16 protein-coding genes are annotated in these 20,413 nt (G+C 71.3%); 11 read left to right on the top strand and 5 right to left on the bottom strand.

The window, feature by feature from the left end:
- Window positions 1-102 precede the first annotated feature (102 nt).
- Together ACFY04_RS23210 and ACFY04_RS23205 are read left to right on the top strand one after the other, a co-directional pair.
- On the top strand, window positions 103-1,863 hold the full coding sequence (locus ACFY04_RS23210) for a glycosyltransferase family 2 protein (RefSeq protein ID WP_389119263.1): 1,761 nt from the start codon (window positions 103-105) through the stop codon (window positions 1,861-1,863).
- Window positions 1,864-1,865: 2 nt separating this feature from the next.
- Complete coding sequence (locus tag ACFY04_RS23205; RefSeq protein WP_389119261.1) at window positions 1,866-3,842, top strand: galactose oxidase-like domain-containing protein; 1,977 nt, start codon at window positions 1,866-1,868, stop codon at window positions 3,840-3,842.
- 11 nt (window positions 3,843-3,853) lie between these two features.
- On the opposite strand, the gene ACFY04_RS23200 is transcribed toward ACFY04_RS23205, so the two are convergent.
- Window positions 3,854-4,894, bottom strand: a complete 1,041-nt coding sequence (locus ACFY04_RS23200) for a glycoside hydrolase family 6 protein (RefSeq protein ID WP_389119260.1) — start codon at window positions 4,892-4,894, stop codon at window positions 3,854-3,856.
- Window positions 4,895-5,093: 199 nt separating this feature from the next.
- Complete coding sequence (locus ACFY04_RS23195) at window positions 5,094-6,092, bottom strand: DUF5937 family protein (protein WP_389119258.1); 999 nt, start codon at window positions 6,090-6,092, stop codon at window positions 5,094-5,096.
- A 113-nt stretch (window positions 6,093-6,205) separates the two neighbouring features.
- Between ACFY04_RS23195 and ACFY04_RS23190 the strand changes: the two genes are divergently transcribed.
- From ACFY04_RS23190 to ACFY04_RS23170, 5 genes are all read left to right on the top strand, one after another.
- A complete protein-coding gene (locus tag ACFY04_RS23190; RefSeq protein ID WP_389119256.1) occupies window positions 6,206-7,462 on the top strand; it encodes an MFS transporter in 1,257 nt (418 codons plus the stop codon).
- A gap of 21 nt (window positions 7,463-7,483) precedes the next feature.
- The gene (locus tag ACFY04_RS23185; RefSeq protein WP_301366411.1) at window positions 7,484-7,990 is read left to right on the top strand and encodes a MarR family winged helix-turn-helix transcriptional regulator; all 507 of its coding nucleotides are present in this window, start codon (window positions 7,484-7,486) and stop codon (window positions 7,988-7,990) included.
- An 80-nt stretch (window positions 7,991-8,070) separates the two neighbouring features.
- The gene (locus ACFY04_RS23180) at window positions 8,071-8,400 is read left to right on the top strand and encodes a DUF3817 domain-containing protein (protein ID WP_389119254.1); all 330 of its coding nucleotides are present in this window, start codon (window positions 8,071-8,073) and stop codon (window positions 8,398-8,400) included.
- A gap of 98 nt (window positions 8,401-8,498) precedes the next feature.
- The gene (locus ACFY04_RS23175) at window positions 8,499-10,199 is read left to right on the top strand and encodes a methylmalonyl-CoA mutase (protein WP_376114550.1); all 1,701 of its coding nucleotides are present in this window, start codon (window positions 8,499-8,501) and stop codon (window positions 10,197-10,199) included.
- Between the two features lie 93 nt (window positions 10,200-10,292).
- Entirely contained in the window at window positions 10,293-10,763 is a 471-nt protein-coding gene (locus ACFY04_RS23170) for a hypothetical protein (protein ID WP_389119252.1), read from the top strand.
- A gap of 31 nt (window positions 10,764-10,794) precedes the next feature.
- Here ACFY04_RS23170 and ACFY04_RS23165 read toward each other — a convergent pair whose 3' ends face one another.
- Complete coding sequence (locus ACFY04_RS23165; RefSeq protein ID WP_389119250.1) at window positions 10,795-11,415, bottom strand: TetR/AcrR family transcriptional regulator; 621 nt, start codon at window positions 11,413-11,415, stop codon at window positions 10,795-10,797.
- Window positions 11,416-11,664: 249 nt separating this feature from the next.
- Between ACFY04_RS23165 and ACFY04_RS23160 the strand changes: the two genes are divergently transcribed.
- The 4 genes from ACFY04_RS23160 to ACFY04_RS23145 all read left to right on the top strand — a co-directional run bounded on the left by ACFY04_RS23160 (window position 11,665) and on the right by ACFY04_RS23145 (window position 15,942).
- The gene (locus ACFY04_RS23160; RefSeq protein ID WP_389119248.1) at window positions 11,665-12,669 is read left to right on the top strand and encodes a tetratricopeptide repeat protein; all 1,005 of its coding nucleotides are present in this window, start codon (window positions 11,665-11,667) and stop codon (window positions 12,667-12,669) included.
- A gap of 628 nt (window positions 12,670-13,297) precedes the next feature.
- Window positions 13,298-13,945 carry a DUF6230 family protein gene (locus tag ACFY04_RS23155; protein ID WP_389119246.1) on the top strand — a complete coding sequence of 216 codons (648 nt, stop codon included), beginning with the start codon at window positions 13,298-13,300 and terminating at the stop codon, window positions 13,943-13,945.
- A 112-nt stretch (window positions 13,946-14,057) separates the two neighbouring features.
- Entirely contained in the window at window positions 14,058-14,639 is a 582-nt protein-coding gene (locus ACFY04_RS23150) for a DUF6114 domain-containing protein (protein ID WP_389119244.1), read from the top strand.
- Window positions 14,629-15,942, top strand: a complete 1,314-nt coding sequence (locus ACFY04_RS23145) for a hypothetical protein (RefSeq protein WP_389119242.1) — start codon at window positions 14,629-14,631, stop codon at window positions 15,940-15,942. Before ACFY04_RS23150 ends, ACFY04_RS23145 begins: the two co-directional genes overlap by 11 nt.
- A 64-nt stretch (window positions 15,943-16,006) precedes the next feature.
- Here the strand turns inward: ACFY04_RS23145 and ACFY04_RS23140 are convergent, their stop codons facing one another.
- Together ACFY04_RS23140 and ACFY04_RS23135 are read right to left on the bottom strand one after the other, a co-directional pair.
- Window positions 16,007-16,345, bottom strand: a complete 339-nt coding sequence (locus ACFY04_RS23140; protein WP_389119241.1) for a hypothetical protein — start codon at window positions 16,343-16,345, stop codon at window positions 16,007-16,009.
- Complete coding sequence (locus tag ACFY04_RS23135; protein ID WP_389119239.1) at window positions 16,338-20,189, bottom strand: hypothetical protein; 3,852 nt, start codon at window positions 20,187-20,189, stop codon at window positions 16,338-16,340. The genes ACFY04_RS23140 and ACFY04_RS23135 overlap by 8 nt, the downstream gene beginning before the upstream one ends.
- Window positions 20,190-20,413: the final 224 nt, after the last annotated feature.

Genomic DNA, 20,413 nt, shown 5'->3' with positions numbered 1-20,413 from the left:
CCTGAGGAAGGACCGCCCGGTCGGCCGATCCCCGTTCGACACCGGCGAGGTTGTCACCTTTCGTGTGTGTATAGGCCTCGGGATCGAGCACCGGGAGGGACCGTGGCGCCGGAAGGCTTCGACTACGAGACACACAGCCGCCTCGCCGGTCCGTTCGCGCAGCCGGCCCCCGGCCCCGACGGCGTCCACCGGGTGGAGTACCGCTCCCTGCTCTCGCGCGAGGAGGTCCGTACCCGAATACGGGCGATCGCCCTCATGACGCTCGCCCCGGTGGCCGCGGCCGGACTGCTGCTCTACCTGGTCTGGCCCACCCACTGGACCGTCCGGGAGGGTGCCGCCCGCTGGCTGATCGTCTGCGATGCCATGATGCTCTGCTCCATCGCGCTGATCATGCTGTTCACGCTGGTCAACGTGGTGTCGATCGCCCACGCCACGATGGTCGCCCGCGACCCCGTCCCCGTACCGGCCGAACCCGGCACCCGCGTCGCGTTCCTGACGACCTACGTCCCCGGCAAGGAGCCCCTCGCCATGGTGCGGGCCACCCTCCAGGGAGCGCGGCGCGTCCGCCACGACGGACCGCTGGACGTATGGCTGCTGGACGAGGGCGACGACCCCGAGGCCCGGGCCCTGTGCGCGAAGCTCGGCGTACGGCACTTCACCCGCAAGGGAGTGCCCGAGTGGAACACGGCGAAGGGCCCCCACCGGGCGAAGACCAAGCACGGCAACTACAACTCCTGGCTGGTGCGCCACGGCGACGACTACGAGTTCTTCGCCTCCGTCGACACCGACCACGTCCCGCTCGCGAACTACCTGGAGCGGATGCTCGGATTCTTCCGCGACCCCGACGTCGCCTTTGTCGTCGGCCCCCAGGTCTACGGCAACTACACCGAGGCCGTCACCAAGGCCGCCGAGTCCCAGCAGTACCTCTTCCACGCCCTGATCCAGCGCGCCGGCAACCGGTACGGCGCCCCCATGTTCGTCGGCACCAACAACACCGTACGAATCAGCGCCCTGCGGCAGATCGGCGGACTCTACGACTCCATCACCGAGGACATGGCCACCGGATTCGAGCTCCACCGCCGCAGGAACCCGGCCACGGGGCGGTTCTGGCGTTCCGTCTACACCCCCGACGTGCTGGCCGTCGGTGAGGGCCCCGCCTCCTGGACCGACCTCTTCACCCAGCAGCTGCGCTGGTCGCGGGGCACCTACGAGACCCTGTTCAAGCAGTACCGCAAGAGCCTCTTCACGATGCCCGCCGGGCGCCGGCTCAACTACACGCTCATGCTCGTCTACTACCCGATGACCGCCGTGAACTGGCTGCTCGGCATCCTCAGCTGCGCCCTCTTCCTGTGGTTCGGCGCCTCCGGCACCCAGGTCTCCTCCAAGGTCTGGCTGATGCTCTACGCCGACGCGGCCGCCCTCCAGGTGGGCCTCTACCTGTGGAACCGCCGCCACAACGTCTCGCCCCACGAACCGGCCGGCTCCGGCGGCGTCGCGGGCATGGCCCTGTCCGCGGTCTGCGCGCCCGTCTACCTCAGATCACTCGGCTCGGCGGTGCTGCGCACCGAGGGCCGTTTCGTCGTCACCCCCAAGGGCGGTGACGCCAGCCCCGACCGGCTGATGACCTTCCGCATCCACCTCTTCTGGGCCGCCGTCCTGATCGTCTCGCTGCTGGCCTCCGTCCGCTTCGACCACACCCACGTCGCCATGCGCGTCTGGGCGGTGCTGGCACTGGCCATCGCGCTCGCCCCGGTCGCCGTGTGGTGCGTGACGCGTCGCAGGCCGGGATCCGGGGGCGGGGCGGACGGAGGCTCCGAGCCGGGTGAGGAGCCGGCGTACGTCCGCGCGACAGGAGGGAACTGAGCATGGACTACCGGCCGTCGAAGAAGTTCAAGAAGACCGCCCTGGGCGCCGCCGCCGTGCTGGTGCTGGTCGCGCTCAACGCGCCCGCCGCCATCTCCTTCGCCGAGGACAAGTACCACGCGTACAAGATCGGGCAGACCAGCTACCGGATCCAGTACGGATCGTGGGGCCTGGTCGGGCTCCCCGAGGAGTACCGCGTCAACGCCATGCACGCGGCGCTGCTGCACACGGGCAAGGTGCTGCTCATCGCCGGCAGCGGCAACAACCAGAAGAACTTCGACAAGGGCACCTTCGAGACCGTCCTGTGGGACCCGGAGGACGACAGCTTCAAGAAGATCCCGACACCGGAGGACTTCTTCTGCGCCGGGCACAGCCAGCTGCCCGACGGGCGGCTGCTGGTGGCCGGCGGCACCGCCCGCTACGAGGTCCTCCACGGGAAGGTCACCCGGGCCGGCGGCCGGATGCGGGTCAAGAACGAGAACCCCGACAAGGCCGTCAAGCTGCGCAAGGGCACCCGGTTCCGCTCTCCGTCCGGGGTGGAGTACGAGGCGAAGTTCGACGTGATCGTGCCGAAGGCCAGGAAGAAGTTCGAGATCACCTACGGGCGCGGCGGGCAGGTCATGCCGTGGCGGACCACCGTGGCCGCCGCCGAGTCACGGGTCTTCGTGGAGGCGGTGAAGCCCGGCGCCGAGGGGCTGACGACGGAGGCCGCGCAGTACGAGGTGATCGGGCTGACCGGCAAGGACGCCGACAACGTCTACGGGCTCGCGGAACGGCTGAGCGCCGACAAACAGGACTTCCAGGGCATCAAGTCGGCGTACGAGTTCGACCCGAAGGCGGAGAAGTACCTGCGCGTCGACCCGATGAGCGACGCCCGCTGGTACCCGACGCTCGTGACCCTGCAGGACGGGCGGGTGCTCGCGGTCTCCGGGCTCAACGACGTGGGCGACGTGGTGCCCGGCGACAACGAGTACTACGACCCGCGGACGAAGAAGTGGTCGAAGGCCCCCTTCCACTACTTCCCGACCTATCCCGCGCTCTTCCTCATGCAGGGCGGCAAGCTCCTCTACACCGGCTCCAACGCGGGCTACGGCCCGAAGACCAAGGGGCGCGAGCCGGGTGTGTGGGACCTGGCGACCAACGAGTTCAAGAAGGTGGGCGGGCTCACGGAGCCGGACCGGCTGGAGACCTCCTCCTCGCTCCTGCTGGCACCCGCCCAGGACCAGCGGGTGATGGTCCTCGGCGGCGGCGGGGTCGGCGAGTCCAGGCTCTCGTCCAGCCGGACCGCGATCGTGGACCTGAAGGAGGAGAACCCGGTCTTCCGGTCCTCGGCGCGGCTGCCCCGCGCCACCCGCTACCTGAGCAGCGTGCTGCTGCCGGACGACTCGGTCTTCACCACGGGCGGCTCCGCCGACTACCGAGGCCGGGGCGCCAGCGACATCCACAAGGCGCAGTTCTACTACCCGCGCACCGACTCCTTCGCGGCCGCCGCCGACCCGACCGTGGGCCGCAACTACCACTCCGAGGCGCTGCTGCTGCCCGACGGGCGGGTGGCGACCTTCGGCTCGGACCCGCTCTTCGCCGACAAGGACAACACCAGGCTCGGCAAGTTCGAGCACCGGCTGGAGGTGTACTCGCCCCCGTACCTCTACCGGGACCCGGCCCGGCGGCCCGTCCTGGGCGACGGGCCCGAGGAGACCGACGCGGACGGACGGGCCACCTTCGCCGCCGCGCACCCGGAGCGGATCGAGCGGGCCCGCCTGATGCGGCCGAGCGCGGTCACGCACACCACGGACGTGGAGCAGCGCTCGATCGAGCTCGGGCTGACCCGGACGGACGACTCGGTCACGGTCGAGGTGCCGCAGGACCCGACGCTGGTGCCGCCTGGCTGGTACATGCTGTTCGTGACCGACGCCGCCGGGACGCCCTCGGTGGCGAAGTGGCTCCAGGTCAAGGCCCCGCGGCCGGCGGCACCGTAGGAGGTGTCCGGTCATTCCCTGGCGCGGCGGGCCAGCCCCAGGGCGTAGTCCGGCCACCAGGTGCCGGCCGACGGGCCGCCGCGGCAGGTGCCGTCGGACTCGCCGGGCCGCTTGACCCAGAGGTACGCGTCGACGAGCGGGTCGCCCGTCCGGTCGGTCGGCGGTGCCCCGAGGGCGCGGCCCGGCGGATTGCACCAGGCCTGGGCGCGGTTGCCGGGCAGCGGTCCGTCGCCGTTGCGGCTGGTGTCGATGACGAAGTGCTTGCCGCTGGTGCCCTTGGAGATCCTGGCGCCGTAGGCCCGGGCGGCCGCGTCGGGCTGGAAGTTGGAGACGTTGAGGGCGAAGCCGTCGGCGCGGTCCAGGCCCGCCTTGAAAAGGGGGTCGACCAGGTCCATCGGGTTGGGGATCCAGGCCGGGTTGCCGGCGTCCAGATAGACCTTGGTGTTGCGGTTCTTCTTCAGCCGGTCGACGGCCTCGGAGAGCAGCTGGTAGCGCTCGGCGTGGTGCTCGGGCCGGGTGCAGCCGTCGATGATGTGCGCGATGGCGTCCGGCTCCAGGACGACGACGGCCTTGGTGTCCTCGATGTTGTCGGCGAAGGCGCCGATCCAGCTGCGGTACGCCTGGGCGTCCGGGGCGCCGCCGGCCGAGTGCTGACCGCAGTCCCGGTAGGGGATGTTGTACGCGGCGAGCAGCAGGGTCCGCCCGGTGGCCCGGGCTCCCGCCCTGGCCCGGCGGATCTCGGGGCCGGGGTCGCCGCCGGGCCCCCACAGGGTGAGCGGGCGGTCCGCGATCCTGCGCAGCACCTGGGCGTCGCTGTTGCGGCCCGCCGCCTCCCAGGCGGCGACCTGCCGGGCGGCGTCGCTGTGCGGGTCCACCCAGAACGGGGACTCCTCGGCGGCGACGATGGGGGAGGGCGCCGCGGGCGTGGCGGCGGGGGTCCCCGGCTCGGGCGCGGGCTCGCCGCCGCAGGCGGGGGCCGCGGCGAGGAGCGCGAGGAGGCCGAGGACGGGGGCGGTGGTGCGAAAACGCGGCCTGCGAGCGGCGGGGGGCATCCGGCTTCCTCGGGACGAAGGGTCGGGCGGCGGAGCAAGATACCGGGATATGTTGACATGTCGGACAGTTGGCATGGCTGTGCGACACCGGGCGGCGGGGCCGAGCGGGATGGGCCCCGCCGGATGGGCCGAGCGGGATGGGCCCCGCCGGATGGGCCGAGCGGGATGGGCCCCGCCGGATGGGCCGAGCGGGCCGGGCTCAGTGGGCGGGGTCGCCCGTGGTGAGTGCGATCGCCAGCGGGGTGCGCTCGTAGCGGACCTGGTGGCCGTGGCGGGCGGAGATGAGCAGCCCCGCCGCCTGCAGGACCCCCAGGTGGGCCGAGACCGTGGACGGGGCCAGCCCGAGCCGGTGGGCCAGCGCCGTGGTGGAGGCCGGTTCCTCCAGCGCGCACAGCACCTCGGCCCGGGCCCGGCCCAGCAGCCGGGCGAGCGCGTCCGGGGTGTTCTCCTGGGCCGGGGTCCACAGGGCGCCGATGCCGCGGGCCGGGTAGACGATGGTGGGCTGCCAGGGCGGGTCGAAGCCGCCCGCGATCCCCGGCCAGATGAAGGCGCTCGGCATCAGGAGCAGCCCCTGGCCGCCCAGGACGCGCTCGTGGTGACTGGTGGGCCGCTCGATGGTCAGGGTGAGGGAGGCGGCGTCCCAGGCGAGGCCCGGGTGCAGCCCGTCGAAGAGGGCCTGGAGACCGCCGGCGGCGAGGCGGCGCGAGTGGAAGAGGATGTCCGCCTCCAGCAGGGCCCGCAGCCGCGGCCAGTGCGGCTCGATCAGCACGCTCCAAGCCCGCTCCATCAGGTCGGCCAGATCGCGCACGGCCCGGGCCGGATCGGCCAGCAGGGCCCGGCCCAGGTCGCTGTCGAGGGCACCGGGCGTACTGGCCAGCGACTTGCGGATGTCCTCGCGCGCCGCGGCCGGATCCGCCCCGCGGATCAGCGCGATCTCCTCGTCGAAGGAGACCCCGGGTCCGCTCGGCGGTGGGCCGATGAAGTCCGCATTGTGCCCGCGGTGCGGCATCAGCAGCCACAGCGGCCGCAGGTCCAGCCCGTCGGCGGCGGCGCGGATCTGCCGCAGCCAGGGCAGGTGGTAGCCCTGGCGTTCCGTGAGTTTCAGTACGCGGACCGCTTCCTGCGTCTCCCATGCGGGCGACAGCGCGAACCGGCACCGCAGCAGGTCCTCGTGCCCGAAGTAGTGGTGCAACCCCATCCCGGCGCTCCCTCCCCTTCCCCGAGACTGCCGCCGACGTAAGGACTCTGCCCCAACATTCGGCCACAGCCGAATCTCTGGGGTGCCGGCCCCGGGCCCGGGACGCTGGGCCCATGCCAGCCGACACCCAGGCGCCCGGGCGGTCCGCACCGCCACCGGGCTACCGCTCCGTGTTCCGGGTCCGTGAGTTCCGGACCGTCTTCGCCGCCCACCTGCTGTCCGTGCTCGGCGTGGTCGTCGCCGAGATCTCGCTGTCCGTCCTCGTCTACCGCACCACCGGCTCGCCCCTGATGAGCGCGCTCACCTTCGCGCTCGGCTTCCTCCCGTACGTCCTCGGCGGCACCCTGCTCGCCGGGATCGCCGACCGCCACCCCGCCCGCCGGGTGCTCGTCGCGTGCGACCTCGTCTGCGCGCTCTGCGCGGCCGCCATGGTGGCGCCGGGCACGCCCGTCGCCGTACTCCTCGTACTGCGCTGCGCGATGGCCTTCGTGGCGCCGCTGTTCCAGGGCACGCGCAACGCCTCCCTCTCCGACATCCTCGGCACCGGCGACGCCTTCGTCCTGGGCCGCTCGCTGCTGCGCATGGTGGCCCAGAGCGCCCAGCTCATCGGCTTCGGCCTCGGCGGGCTGCTGCTCACCGTGCTCGCGCCGCGCGCGGCCATCGCCCTCACCGCCGCCGGCTTCCTCGGCTCCGCGCTGCTGCTGCGGCTGGGCACGCGCAGCCGCCCCGCCCGCAGCAGCGCCCGTACCTCCCCGCTCGCCGGACTGCGCGCCGTCCTCGGCCGGCGCCGGCTGCGTGCGCTGATGCTGCTGTTCTGGCTGCCGCCCGTCTTCCTCGTCGTCCCCGAGGCGCTGCTCGCCCCGTACGCGGACGGCATCGGCGCCGGCACCGCCGCCCTCGGGCTGATGATGTGCGCCATGCCCGTCGGCACCATCGCCGGGGAGCTCTGGGCCGGCTCGGCCCTCACCGCCCGAACGCGATCGCGGATCGTGGTGCCGCTCGCCGCCGCCGGGCTGCTGCCGCTCCTGCTCTTCGCGGTCCGGCCGGGCCTGCCCGTGGTCCTCGCCGCCCTGCTGCTCGCCGGGCTGGCCCACGCCTACACCCTCGGGCTGGACCAGTGGTACGTCGAAGCCGTACCCGACGAGCTGCGCGGCCGGGCGATGACGCTGCTCAGCACCGGCCTGATGACCCTCCAGGGGGTCGGCATGGCCCTGGCCGGCCTCGCCGCCGAATTCCGCCCGGTGCACGAGGTCGTCACCGGCGCCGGGGTCCTCGGTACGGGGGTCGTCCTGCTGCTCCTGGCCGAACTCCGGGCCGCCGCCCGGCAGGAGGAACGACTGAGGGATGAGACGGCCCTCGCGGCGAAGTGACCTCCCGGTAGGGTCGGACGCGTGCCCAAGCCGCTCAGCCTTCCCTTCGACCCCATCGCCCGCGCCGACGAGCTCTGGCAGCAGCGCTGGGGACCCGTGCCCTCGATGGCCGCGATCACCTCGATCATGCGCGCGCACCAGATCCTGCTCGGCGAGGTCGACGCGGTCGTCAAGCCGTACGGGCTGACCTTCGCCCGGTACGAGGCGCTGGTGCTGCTCACCTTCTCCAAGGCCGGCGAACTGCCGATGTCCAAGATCGGCGAGCGGCTGATGGTCCACCCGACGTCGGTGACCAATACCGTGGACCGGCTGGTGAAGTCCGGACTGGTCGCCAAGCGGCCCAACCCGAACGACGGCCGCGGCACCCTCGCCTCCATCACGGAGAAGGGCCGCGAGGTCGTCGAGGCCGCCACGAAGGACCTGATGGCCGTCGACTTCGGCCTCGGCGCGTACGACGCCGAGGAGTGCGGGGAGATCTTCGCGCTGCTGCGCCCGCTGCGGGTGGCCGCGGCGGACTTCGAGGAGTAGCCGGGGCGGGGGGCGGGGCCCGCGGCCGGGGCCCGGGGCCGCGTCAAGATCGAGCAAAACGGACGGCTAGGCTCGTCGGCATGAAACGAAGCGTGCTGACCCGCTACCGCGCCATGGCCTACGTGACCGCGGTCATGCTCCTGATCCTCTGTGCCTGCATGGTGGCGAAGTACGGCTTCGACACCGGCGCCGACCTGACCTTCGTGGTCTCGCAGGCTCACGGTGTGCTCTTCATGATCTATCTGGTCTTCGCCTTCGACCTGAGCTCCAAGGCCAGGTGGCCCTTCGGCAAGATGCTCTGGGTCATGCTCAGCGGAACGATTCCGCTGGCCGCCTTCTTCGTCGAGCGCAAGGTCCGCGCCGAGGTCGAGCCGCTGGTCAGCGACTCGGTCGCGACCGCCAAGGCCTGATCGCCTCCGCGTACGAGGCGAGCGTCACCCACCCCCGGGACGACTCCCCGGGGGTTTGCCATCGACATTTACTAGGACGTCCTAGTAAATTCATGGGTATGGACGCTGACGCCATCGAGGAAGGCCGCCGTCGCTGGCAGGCCCGTTATGACAAGGCCCGCAAGCGCGAGGCAGACTTCACCACGCTCTCCGGCGATGAGGTCGAACCCGTCTACGGGCCCCGGCCCGGCGACGCGTACGAGGGCTTCGAGCGGATCGGCTGGCCGGGCGAGTACCCGTACACCCGCGGGCTCCACGCCACCGGGTACCGCGGGCGGACCTGGACCATCCGGCAGTTCGCCGGGTTCGGGAACGCCGAGCAGACCAACGAGCGCTACAAGATGATCCTGGCCGCCGGCGGCGGCGGGCTCTCCGTCGCCTTCGACATGCCGACCCTCATGGGGCGCGACTCCGACGACCCCCGCGCCCTCGGAGAGGTGGGGCACTGCGGGGTCGCCATCGACTCCGCCGCCGACATGGAGGTCCTGTTCAAGGACATCCCGCTCGGTGACGTCACGACCTCGATGACGATCTCGGGCCCGGCCGTCCCCGCCTTCTGCATGTACCTGGTCGCCGCCGAGCGGCAGGGCGTGGACCCCGCCGTCCTCAACGGCACGCTCCAGACCGACATCTTCAAGGAGTACATCGCCCAGAAGGAGTGGCTCTTCGAACCCGAGCCGCACCTGCGCCTCATCGGCGACCTCATGGAGTACTGCACGAAGGGCATCCCGGCCTACAAGCCGCTGTCCGTCTCCGGCTACCACATCCGTGAGGCCGGGGCCACGGCCGCGCAGGAGCTCGCGTACACCCTCGCCGACGGCTTCGGCTACGTGGAGCTGGGCCTCTCGCGCGGCATGGACGTCGACGCCTTCGCGCCCGGCCTGTCCTTCTTCTTCGACGCGCACCTCGACTTCTTCGAGGAGATCGCCAAGTTCCGCGCCGCGCGCCGGATCTGGGCCCGCTGGATGAAGGAGGTCTACGGGGCGAAGAGCGAGAAGTCCATGTGGCTGCGCTTCCACACCCAGACCGCCGGCGTCTCCCTGACCGCGCAGCAGCCGTACAACAACGTCGTACGCACCGCCGTGGAAGCCCTCGCGGCCGTGCTCGGCGGCACCAACTCCCTGCACACCAACGCCCTCGACGAGACCCTCGCCCTGCCGAGCGAGCAGGCGGCCGAGATCGCCCTGCGCACGCAGCAGGTACTGATGGAGGAGACCGGCGTCGCCAACGTGGCGGACCCGCTGGGCGGTTCCTGGTTCGTGGAGCAGCTCACCGACCGCATCGAGGCCGAGGCCGAGAAGATCTTCGAGCAGATCAAGGAGCGCGGCCTGCGCGCCCACCCCGACGGGCAGCACCCGATCGGGCCGATCACCTCGGGCATCCTGCGCGGTATCGAGGACGGCTGGTTCACCGGGGAGATCGCCGAGTCGGCCTTCCAGTACCAGCGCTCCCTGGAGAAGGGCGACAAGCGCGTCGTCGGCGTCAACGTGCACCACGGGTCGGTCACCGGGGACCTGGAGATCCTCCGGGTCAGCCACGAGGTCGAGACCGTCCAGGTGCGGGAACTGGCGGCCCGCAAGGCCCGCCGCGACGACGCCAAGGTCGACGCGGCGCTGAAGGCGATGCTGGACGCCGCCCGGGACGGGTCGAACATGATCCCGGCCATGCTGGACGCGGTGCGGGCCGAGGCCACGATGGGCGAGATCTGCAACGTCCTGCGCGACGAGTGGGGCACGTACACGGAGCCGCCGGGCTTCTAGGCCGAAAGAGACGGCCCGGGCCCCGGGCCTGCAGGCCCGGGCCCCGGGCCTGCAGGCCCGGAACGGCCGGTCGTGCCCCCGTACGGTGGGGGCATGACCGGTCTTCCTGTGCCCGTACGGGGCGTGAGTGCGCGCGTGGTGATGAACAAGGGCGGCTGTGGCGGCCACTACGCCTACGTCGTCGCCGACTTCGAGCCGCCGGGGCCGGCCGGGACGGAGATCCTGAACCTGGCGCGGGAGGACCGGCTGCCCGCCGAGTTCCTCGCGGCGGTGCGGGACGGCATCGAGCTGGGGCTGGACGGGGTCGAGGCCGCGGTCCTGATCACCGACGGCGGCGTCTACTGGGCGGACGCCCGCGACATCGGCTACCGCACGGCCGGGGCCCAAGTGGCCCGGGGCGCGCTCGTCGCGGCCGGTCTGCGGCCCGAGGAGGATGCCGACGCGCTGCGCTGGGCGAGCTGGCCGGGCCGTCGGCGGCCCTGGCCGGGGTATAATCCGCGGGCCGCGGCGCTGGAGGAGCAGGTCCTGGAGTCCCGGCGCCGCTCCGGGGTGTGGACCTTCTGACGGTGCGGCGGCAGCGGACGGCCGGGTGGGTTCAAGCGGCGGCCGGGCCGCGCAGGCCGTGCATCAGGAGGGCCGTGAAGGTGGCCACCCAGAGCTCGTCCACCGGTTCGGAGCTCACCAGGGCGCGGTGCACCACCGTGCCCGCGATCACGTCGAAGATCAGGTCCGTGGTGCGGCCCGCGAGGGACTCGTCCTCCTCGTACGGGAGTTCGCCGCGGGCCTGGGCCCGTTCGCGACCCAGTACGACGAGACGTTTCTGCCGGTCCACGATCGCCGACCGGATCCGGTCACGCAGGGCCTCGTCCCGGGTGGACTCGGCGACGACCGCCATCAGCGCGGTACGGGCCTCCGGGCGCCGCAGCAGCCCCGCGAACTGCAGCACCACGTACTCGATGTCCGCTTCGAGGGAGCCCCGGTCCGGGAGTTCGAGCGCGTCGAACAACTCCGCGACCGCGTCCACGACCAGCTCGTTCTTGCCCGCCCAGCGCCGGTAGAGGGTGGTCTTGGCGACGCCCGCGCGGGCGGACACGTCACCCATCGTGAGCTTCGACCAGCCCAGCTCGACGAGCGCGTCCCGGGTCGCGGCGAGGATCGCGGCGTCCGCGGCGGCACTGCGGGGACGACCGGTGCGGCCGGGGCTGGGGTTGCGCATGGCCGAGACCATACCCGCCGGTAGCCGACCCGGCCGCTGTGGTTCAGATCACGGGACCGGGAGGGGCGCGGTGGGCCGCCGGGGGAGTTACGCTACGGCTCGTAGCGTAAGAGCGACAACCACGCGAAGAGCTGCAGGCGCCAGGTGGGGACCCGGCGCCGTTCAACATCACGATCGCGACGGTACGACGGCACGGCCAATTCACGCGATCTTTTTCGTCGGCGCGCGCACACGGGGGAGGATGTACGCATGCAGCCCAGAAACATGTCCATGAGCGGCGTCGTCGACCTCGCCGCGGTGAAGGCGGCCGGTGAGGCCAAGGCCAAGGCCGAGCAGGCCCGCGCCGAAGCGGCGAGCCGGGCCGCCGAGTCCGGCGGGGCGGGTCCGTCCGCCGGTGCCGTGCCGCCGTCCGCGCTCGTCATCGACGCAGACGAGGCCGGCTTCGAACGCGATGTGCTCCAACTCTCCGCAGAGGTTCCGGTCGTCCTGGACTTCTGGGCCGAGTGGTGCCAGCCGTGCAAGCAGCTCAGTCCGCTGCTGGAGCGCCTGATCACCGAGGCCAACGGCCGCCTCGTGCTCGCCAAGATCGACGTCGACGCCAACCAGATGCTCATGCAGCAGTTCCAGATCCAGGGCATCCCGGCCGTCTTCGCCGTGGTCGCAGGTCAGGTGCTGCCGCTGTTCCAGGGCGTGGTCCCGGAGCAGCAGATCCGCGAGACCTTCGCCCAGCTCGTCCAGGTCGCCGAGGAGCGCTTCGGGATCATCGGCATCGAGGTGGACCCGGACGCGGAGGGAGCCGCTCCGGCCGCCTCGGCCGCGGACGAGATCCCGGCCGGCCCGTACGACGCCCTGCTGGAGGCGGCCGTCGTCGCGCTCGACGCCGGTGACCTCGGCGGCGCGGTCCAGGCGTACAAGAACGTGCTCGCGGACGACCCGGGCAACACCGAGGCCAAGCTGGGCCTGGCCCAGGCCGAGCTCCTCGCCCGGGTCCAGCACATGAACCCGCAGGCGGTGCGGGCCGCGGCGGCCGAGAACCCGCGCGACCCGGCGGCGCAGATCGCCGCGGCCGACCTCGACCTGGTCGGCGGCCACGTGGAGGACGCCTTCGGTCGCCTGGTGGACACCGTCCGGGTCACGTTCGGTGAGGACCGGGACGCCGTGCGACTGCGGCTGCTGGAGCTGTTCGATGTCATCGGCGCGGATGACCCGCGGGTCTCCGCGGCGCGTACGGCGCTCGCACGGGTGCTGTTCTAGGCAGCCTCCGGACCGGCTTCGCGGCCGCTCCGGGCCTGCCGCCACGCGCTGCCCGTGCATCGCCGGGCCTCCGGCGATTTGTTGACACGTAGATAAACAGCGGCCGCGCTTTGCCAAAACTTGGCAATCGCGGCCGCTGTTACTCGCAGTAAATCGAACCCCGTGAACTGTCCGGTGTGCTCGTCATTCGCCCGTTCTGTCGTGGCCCTGGGTAACACCCTGAGTTGCTGCCCGACGGCGGCGGGTCGCACCTAGGTTATCTGGCCGTTACCCGCCAGTAACGAACCCCCTTGTGCCCCGGCCTGGAATGGACCACGATCGGCGACGCTCGGTCCTTCCCGCAGAGCCGCTCACTCGGAGCCGCGGTGAAGGGTCCCCACCGAGTCGGCCTGTGGCAGTGGCACCGGCCGTGGGACAGGGGGGTCTCTGCCACTCCGGCGGGGCCTGTCCTCCAGGTTGCGCGAACGCGTGGCCCAGTGGTTGTCGCTCGGGGGTGATCGCCGGTGTATCGGACGTGGCACAGCCGCGGCCCGGCCGCCTGCGCTCCTTCCCGAGGACGTAGCACTTCTCCCATCCCAGGACGGGCACGGCCCGGACCGGAGATGTACGTCCGAGAAGGAGGAACGAAATGAGTTCTCAGGTTCGTGGTGGGACCAGATGGAAGCGCTTCGCGCTCGTCATGGTGCCGAGCATCGCGGCCACGGCCGCGGTCGGTGTGGGTCTGGCGCAGGGTGCCCTCGCGGCGTCCTTCAGCGTCTCCGGCCAGGACTTCAAGGTCTCGGCCGACAAGCTCGACGGTGAAAACCTCATCCAGTACGGCGGTATCGCCAAGGGGCACGAGCTCGACCCCAACGGCAAGGCGCAGGCCCACCCGGTCACCATCTCCGGGTTCAGCAACGCCAAGATCACCAACATGTGCCAGTCCCTGGTCACCCCGACTCCGCTGGGGCCGATCACGCTCCAGCTGAAGACCGGTCACAAGGGCACCCCGGCCGTGGCGACCAACATCTACCTGGATGTGGCCGAGCTCGACACCGACGCCGAGTTCGAGAACCTGGACATCGGTGTCGCGGTCGGCGACGAGAGCCACAAGACCAAGCCGAAGGCCGGTACGGTCTCCAGCCCGTACGCGTTCTCGCAGCGTGCCGACCGGGCCATCCTCACGGACGTGAAGCAGAAGGCCTGGGCGACCACGGCCGGCACCTTCAAGCTTCCCAACCTGAAGCTGCGGCTGCTCGGTGGCGACCAGCCCTGCTACCAGGACATCAAGGACTGATCCGTCCGTCCCGGTGCATGACCGGACGGGCGGGCGGCGGCAGCCGTCGCCCCCCGCCCGTCCGGGCTCCACAGAGTTCTCAAGTACCACCGTTTCCAGGGAGCTGTTGTCCATGAACCCCCAGGCCCCGGTTTACGTGCGCGCAGAAGACGACGCCTGGCCCACCGTGGTGTACTACCACTTCCATGCCTGGAGCGGCCGCCGTCCCTTCTGGGCCGGGTTGTTCACGCTCCTCGGTGGCTTCCCGATCGCATACTTCCCTTACGCGGACCTCCGACTGGGCAACGTCAGCCTCGCCATGGCCACCACGGGCGGCGCGGGCGCACTGATCATCGGTGTACTGCTGATCACGCTGGGCCTGGCCCTCTGGTTCCAGGAGACCATCCGTGTCTTCGCCGGCGTGGCCGCGATCCTGCTCGCCCTGGTCTCGATCCCGGTGTCCAACCTCGGCGGTTTCTTCGTCGGCTTCAGTCTCTCCATGGTCGGCGGCGCTCTCGCCCTGGCCTGGGCGCCGGGACAGCCTGCGGAGGAGGGCGAGCAGCAGCCGGGCGTCGTCGGCCTGAGCAAGGCGGACGCGATGGCGGACATGGGCGCCCAGGAAACCCAGGGTCTTCCGGGTCCCCGTGCGACGGAAACGGCACACGCGAGCGAGACGACTGCCCACGCCGATGGCGGGAGGAACAGTGCGGGGTGACGAGACGCAGCGGGGCGTGGCCCCTGGCGCAGAGTCCCGTGTAGTGAAGGGGCCGCGCCACGCGGCGCCCAGGAAGTCGCTGCTGAACAAGATCCAGATACCCGTCGGCAAGACGATGGCGCTCGCGGCGATGCCGACGGCCGTGTTCGTCGGGATGGGTATGGCGCCGAAGCTTGCGGTGGCCGACGACAAGGAGATCCCCTTCGCGCCCGGCCCGTGTGTGACGCGGTCCGACGAACCCGCGGAGACCGAGTCGAAGTCCCCGTCGCCGACGCCGTCCACGACGCCTTCGCCGAGTACGTCGCCCAGCGCGACGCCCTCTCCGTCGGCGTCCGCATCCGCGAAGGCCAAGCCGAGCACCTCTCCGTCGGCGGCCAAGCCCCCGGTGACGAACGAGGTGGCCCCGGCCCCCACGCCGTCCCAGGACAAGGACGCGGACCAGGCCAAGTCCACGAACCCGCTGGACCCGCTGGGTGTCGGCGACGCGCTCAAGAACCTCGTCGACGAGCTCGGCAGGCCCCTCAAGGACGCGACGGCGAAGGAAACCCCGACGCCCGCGCCCACCCCGTCCGGCACCGCCACGGCGGCCCCGACCCCGACCCCTGACCCGTCCGCGGACGCGATCCGCGAAGCGGCGAAGAAGGCCGGTGTCGACGTCAAGGAGCTGTCCGAGGAGGTCAAGAAGACCGAGAAGGACCCCAAGAACGAGACGGGCGAGGACAAGGCCAAGGACGACAAGTCCAAGGCCGAGGACGAGGACAAGGCCAAGGATGAGGCCAAGGACGAGGCGACGAAGGACCCGGACGGGAAGCAGCCCTTCCCGTGCCCGACCTACGACGCCAAGGCGCTGGCCGACGCCGAGCTGGAGCAGGGCGTCCCGCTCCTGCCGGACGAGCCCTGGTACCTCGACAGCTCCCTGCTGACCCTCTACGGCCTGGACTACCACGGCATCGTCGAGGTGAAGACGGCCAGTGGCAAGACCAAGAAGGTCCTGAAGTTCACCGCGGACTCGCTGGACATCAAGGACCTGTACCAGACGGTCGGCAAGTCGGGGAACGTCGCTCACCTGAAGTCGCGTCCGGGCTCCACGTCCAAGATCCGCGGCGGCACGGTGACGATGTACACCGAGAGCCTCAAGGGCAACCTGTTCGGTCTGATCCCGATCGAGTTCACCCCGAACAGCCCGCCGCCCCTGAACGTCCCGTTCGCGTTCTTCACGAACGTCAAGGTCGTCCAGGCCGGCCAGTTCGGCGGCACGCTCACCGTTCCGGGCCTGAAGAACTACATCGGCCCGCCGGAGTAGCGGTCCCGCACGGACGAGAGGCCCGCTCCCCACAGGGAGCGGGCCTCAGTCGTGCGTGTGGTGCTCAGGGGCCGAACCGGGGCAGGACCTCGGTGTTCATCCCGTACTCGTCGAAGATGCCCACCAGCGCGCGGGTCATGGCTTCCACACCGGGTTCGCGGACGATCACCAGATCCTTCACCTGCAGGTAGGAACCGCCGGCGCACTCACCGGTGGTCGTCCAGCTGTCCATGACCCGGGCGACCTCGTCGAGGGTCAGGAGCGTGGCACTCCACCGCGTCCCGTCGGGCGCGGTGACGAGCGCGTCGGTGTTCTCCACGGTCAGGGGATCGTCCTCGGCGCCGAGGATGTACGTGATGGAGAACCGGGGTGTCTCCACGACGTGGAGGGGATCGTCATCCATAGAGCTGCTTCAGTGTCTTGATGACGGCCGGCTCGCCGTCCTTGTCAGTCATTCCGACGATATCGTAGGTGTCTCCGGCCCGGCGGAAGAAGACCCTCGCGCCGCTCTTGGCCCGCAGGTACATGACTCCCTTGGCTCCCTTCAGGTTCTTGGTGCCCAGGCCCTGCGGGATCTGGGTGACCGGCCCCGAAGGGGGATTGTCCTTGAGCTTGGCCTCAAGTGCGTTGAAGTCCCGGGCCACGTCCTGGTTCTTCGCGGAAGACCTCATGATCGCGAGGAGGCCGGGGTCGTTTTTGAACGACGTCGTGGGGCAGAGCTTCTTCGGAGGGGTCGGTCCGGCCGAGGGAGCCGCCGCAGCGCTCAGGAACGAGTGCTTGGCGGGAGCGCTCTGCGGGGCGCTGCCCAGCGCCGTGCTGATGAGACACTCGACGGCGGACTGGCCCTTTTTGAGGGTGTCGAGGAGCTTGCGCAGCCGCTCCAGGGTGAAGCGGGCCCGGTCCATGCCGTCAAGGAAGGTGTTGACCCCCTTGCCCACCTTGTAGATGATCTTGGCGACGGCGGGGATCTTCGATATGGCCACGCCGACCATCACGACGTTGACCAGGGTCCACAGGCAGCTCTCGACGTCGCGCTGGCCGAAGCACTTCTTGGCGTCTGTGTAACCGAGTTCGTCGAGCAGGATCTGCCCACCGTTCTCGATCACCCAGTTGAGGACGTCCTGGCCCGCGAGCCTCTTCGCCTCGCGGAACTCGTCGACACACGACTGCCCGCAGTTCGCGAGCAGCAGGGCCTCTTCGTCCTGCGCGAGGTCCGCTCCCGTGTTGAACGGGGGAGCCTCGACGACTGCCCTGCGCGCTTCCTCCTGCCTCTTGCGGAACTCCTCCTCGGCGCGGTCGGCAGCCGATTCGGCGTCCTTCGCGTCCTGGACGGCGTTGGCGGCGGCCTTCTCGGCGCCGACGGCGTCCTTCTCGGACTGGGTCGCCGCGGCGTCGGCGGCGCTCGCGTCGCGGGTCGCGGCGTCGGCGGACGCGTGGGCGCCCGCCGCGCTCTTCTCCGCCTCGGTGGCCTCGTCGTTGGCGCCGAGCGCCGCGTCGGAGGCGTCCTTGGCGGCGCTCTTCGCGAAGAGGGCGTCCGTGCCGGTCTGGGTGCTGTACTCCTTCGTCTTGTCGTCCGCCTTCTTGGCGGCGTCGGCGGCCCGAGCGGCTTCCGCCGCCGAGGCGCGGGCGGCTGCCATGGACTTCAGCGCGGCCGCCGTGTCGGCTGCCGCCGCGGCCGCCGCCTGGGCGGCGAGCTTGGAATCGCCGGCCGCCTTGTCGGCGAGGGCCTTGGCGGTCGCCGCGGCCTTGGTGGCCTCGTCGGCCTTGGCGGTGGCGGCTGCCGCCTGCTGTTCGGCGTGGGTCTTGGCGGACTGACCGACCAGCGCGGCGAAAGCGGCCGCCGAGTCGGTCTCACGGTAGGCCGTGCCGATCGCGATGGCGGTGTTGGCGGGCTGGACGGCCTGCGCCGCGGAGTCGCGTGCGGCGGTGGCCGCCATGGAGGTGGCGTAGGCGTGTCCGGCGGTGACGGCCGACCACGCGGCCGTCTTGACGGCCTCGGTACGGGCGGCCGCGGCGTTGCTCATGGCTTCGAGCGAAGCGGTTTGGGCCTTCTTGGCTGCGGCCTCGGCCTTGGTGGCGTTGACCGATGCGGCCTCGGCCGCGTCGATGGCGTCGGCCGCGGCGGCGTGTGACGTGAGGGAGGCGGCGAAGCTGGTCTCCCAAGCGGACCACGCCGTGTCGGCAGACGCCCGGGACCGCTCTGCGGCACCGTCGGCGCGGGTGGAAGCGGCGCGGGCGTTGACCGAGGCGGTCTTCGCGGTCTCGGCCTCGGTACGAGCACGACCGGCCGCACCGGCCGCATCGTTCGCGGCGGCCCGGGCGGCCGTCGCGGCCTCCCGGGTCTCCGCGGCCGCGGGCGTGCCGACGGCTGCCGCGGCGGCGGCTTCCAGCGCGGCGGCGCGTGACGCGGTGGCGTTCTTCTCGACCTCGGCGGCCTCGGCCCTCTCACGTGCCTCGGCGGCGTTGCCCTCGGCGTCGAGAGCCAGCCCGAATTGGTCGCGCGCGGTCGTTGCCTGCGCCTCGGCCTCGGTACGGGCCCGGCCCGCAGCGTCGCGTTCGGTCGCCGCGCGCTTCTCGGCGGCCTGGGCCTTGCCGCGTTCGGTGGCGGCGGTCTGCCGCTCCTTGACGGCGGTGGCCTTCTCCTTCTCGGCCTTCGCCCGCTCGGTCTTGGCCGTCTCGGCCGCCTTGCGGGCGGTCTCCTGCGCGCCCTCGGCGGTGGCCTGGGCGGCCTTCGCCTTGGTGGCGTTGTCCGCGGCCTCCTTGGCCTGAGCCGCGGCCGAGGCGGCGGCGGCCTTGGCCTGGGCGGCGGCCTCCTGGGCGGCGACGCGGCGGAACTCGGTGTTCAGCGCGTGCGACTGGGTCTGGGCAAGCGCGTACAGGGTCTTGCTGTCCTCGACGGTCGCCTTCGCGGCGTTCGACGCGGTCAGCGAGGCCTTCGCGGCGGCCTCGGCGGCGGCGGCCGAGGCCTTCGCGACCTGGACGGACTGCTGCGCGAACAGCAGGCCGCGGCCGCGGGGGGTCTTGGCGGCGTCCGCGATGGTCCACGCCGCGTTCTGGGAGGTGTTGGCCTTGTCGGCCGCCGTCTTGGCGGCGGCCGAGGCGGTCGCCGCGATCTTCGCCTGGTCGGCGGCCTTGGTGCGGGCGGTGGTGAGGTCCTTGTCGGCCTGGGTGAACACGGCGGCCGCAGGCCGGTTGGAAGCGTTCGCGGGCTGGTCGGCCCAGTACTTCTGCCAGGTCAGGATCTGGTCGGCGAGCCACGCCTGCCCGAGCGACTCGATCATCGCTTCGGCGGCCTTGCGGGTCTCCGCGGCGGCGGTTACCTCGGCGTTGACGATCTCGTTGCGCGAGGTGGTCTGGCCGGCGTACTCCTGCTCCCACTCCAGGTGCGCGGTGACGACGATCGGCGACATGACCCGGTAGTAGTCGATCGGGTTGCGGCTGTCGCAGGCGCCCCAGGCGGCCTTCATCGCCTCGACCTCAAGGCGGAACTCGACCGACCCCTCGGCCGGCGTCTCCTTCATGAAGCCGCCGAGCCGCAGGTAGCGGGCGATGTCGCTGGCCGTCGCGGCGCCGTAGTTGAGCTCGGTCTTGTCCGCGTCGTCGAGGACGGAACCAGTGACGAAATCCAGGTTCGGGTCCTGCCCCTTGAGCTGGGCGGCCAGTGCCCTCGCCTTGTCCGCCGCGGCCTTGGTGGCGGGCGCGTGTCCGTCCTCACCGAGCCGGTAGTACAGGTTCCGCTGGTCGTAGGTGAAGGCGACGATGTCTTTGTCGAACTGGGGGGCGTACTGGGAGACCCCACCGCGGTTGCCGGTTTCCCAGTAGACCTTGTTGGACGCCTGCCAGCGGTCCCGCCGGTCGCTGGACGCGACGAAGGAGCCCTCGTAGGCATCGCGGTCCTTGAACATGGCCTGGCGCAGCGGGTCCATGCCCATGACCGGGTCGGTGGCCGTGGCCAGCTCCGCAGGCGTGCCGGTCAGGGCCTTGGCCGCCGACTTCTTCAGCTCGGGCCCGCCGACGTGCAGGGCGAAGCCGCCCGAGCAGCGGTCCAGCCGGGCTTGTGCGCCCAGGCTGATGGGCCGGTACGCCGGCTCGTCGTCCGGCGGTATCTCTACGGCCGACGCCGGGGCGGCGTTGATGAGGCCGGCCAGCAGGGCGGCGCTGGTGGCCAGGGCGGTGCCGGCGAGGCCGCGCCGTAGCGCGGCCCGGACAGCCGGGCTCCTGCCCCGCAAAAGGGTGGATCTCTGCACGTGTCTGCCTGTCCTTCGGAATGAAATGGGCAGCCCGAAGGAAGGCGTGCGAACGTGTGGGCGCTGGTCAGGCGCGAGTGATGAGCGGCATGCCTTCCCCCAAGGCGTGCACTGACAGTTTCATGATCCCCTTACCGCCGGTAGCGCATTTTCGGACACGCTACTCGTAAGTAAGAAACGCACAGGGAAGCCACAGGATCGCCGGGCCGGGACAAACACCGAGG

The sequence above is a fragment of the Streptomyces sp. NPDC001549 genome (assembly GCF_042894025.1).
In the GTDB taxonomy this organism is placed as follows: Bacteria; Actinomycetota; Actinomycetes; order Streptomycetales; family Streptomycetaceae; genus Streptomyces; species Streptomyces kutzneri.
Note: the sequence above shows the minus strand (reverse complement) of the source record. Positions and strands in the feature narration are given on the sequence as shown.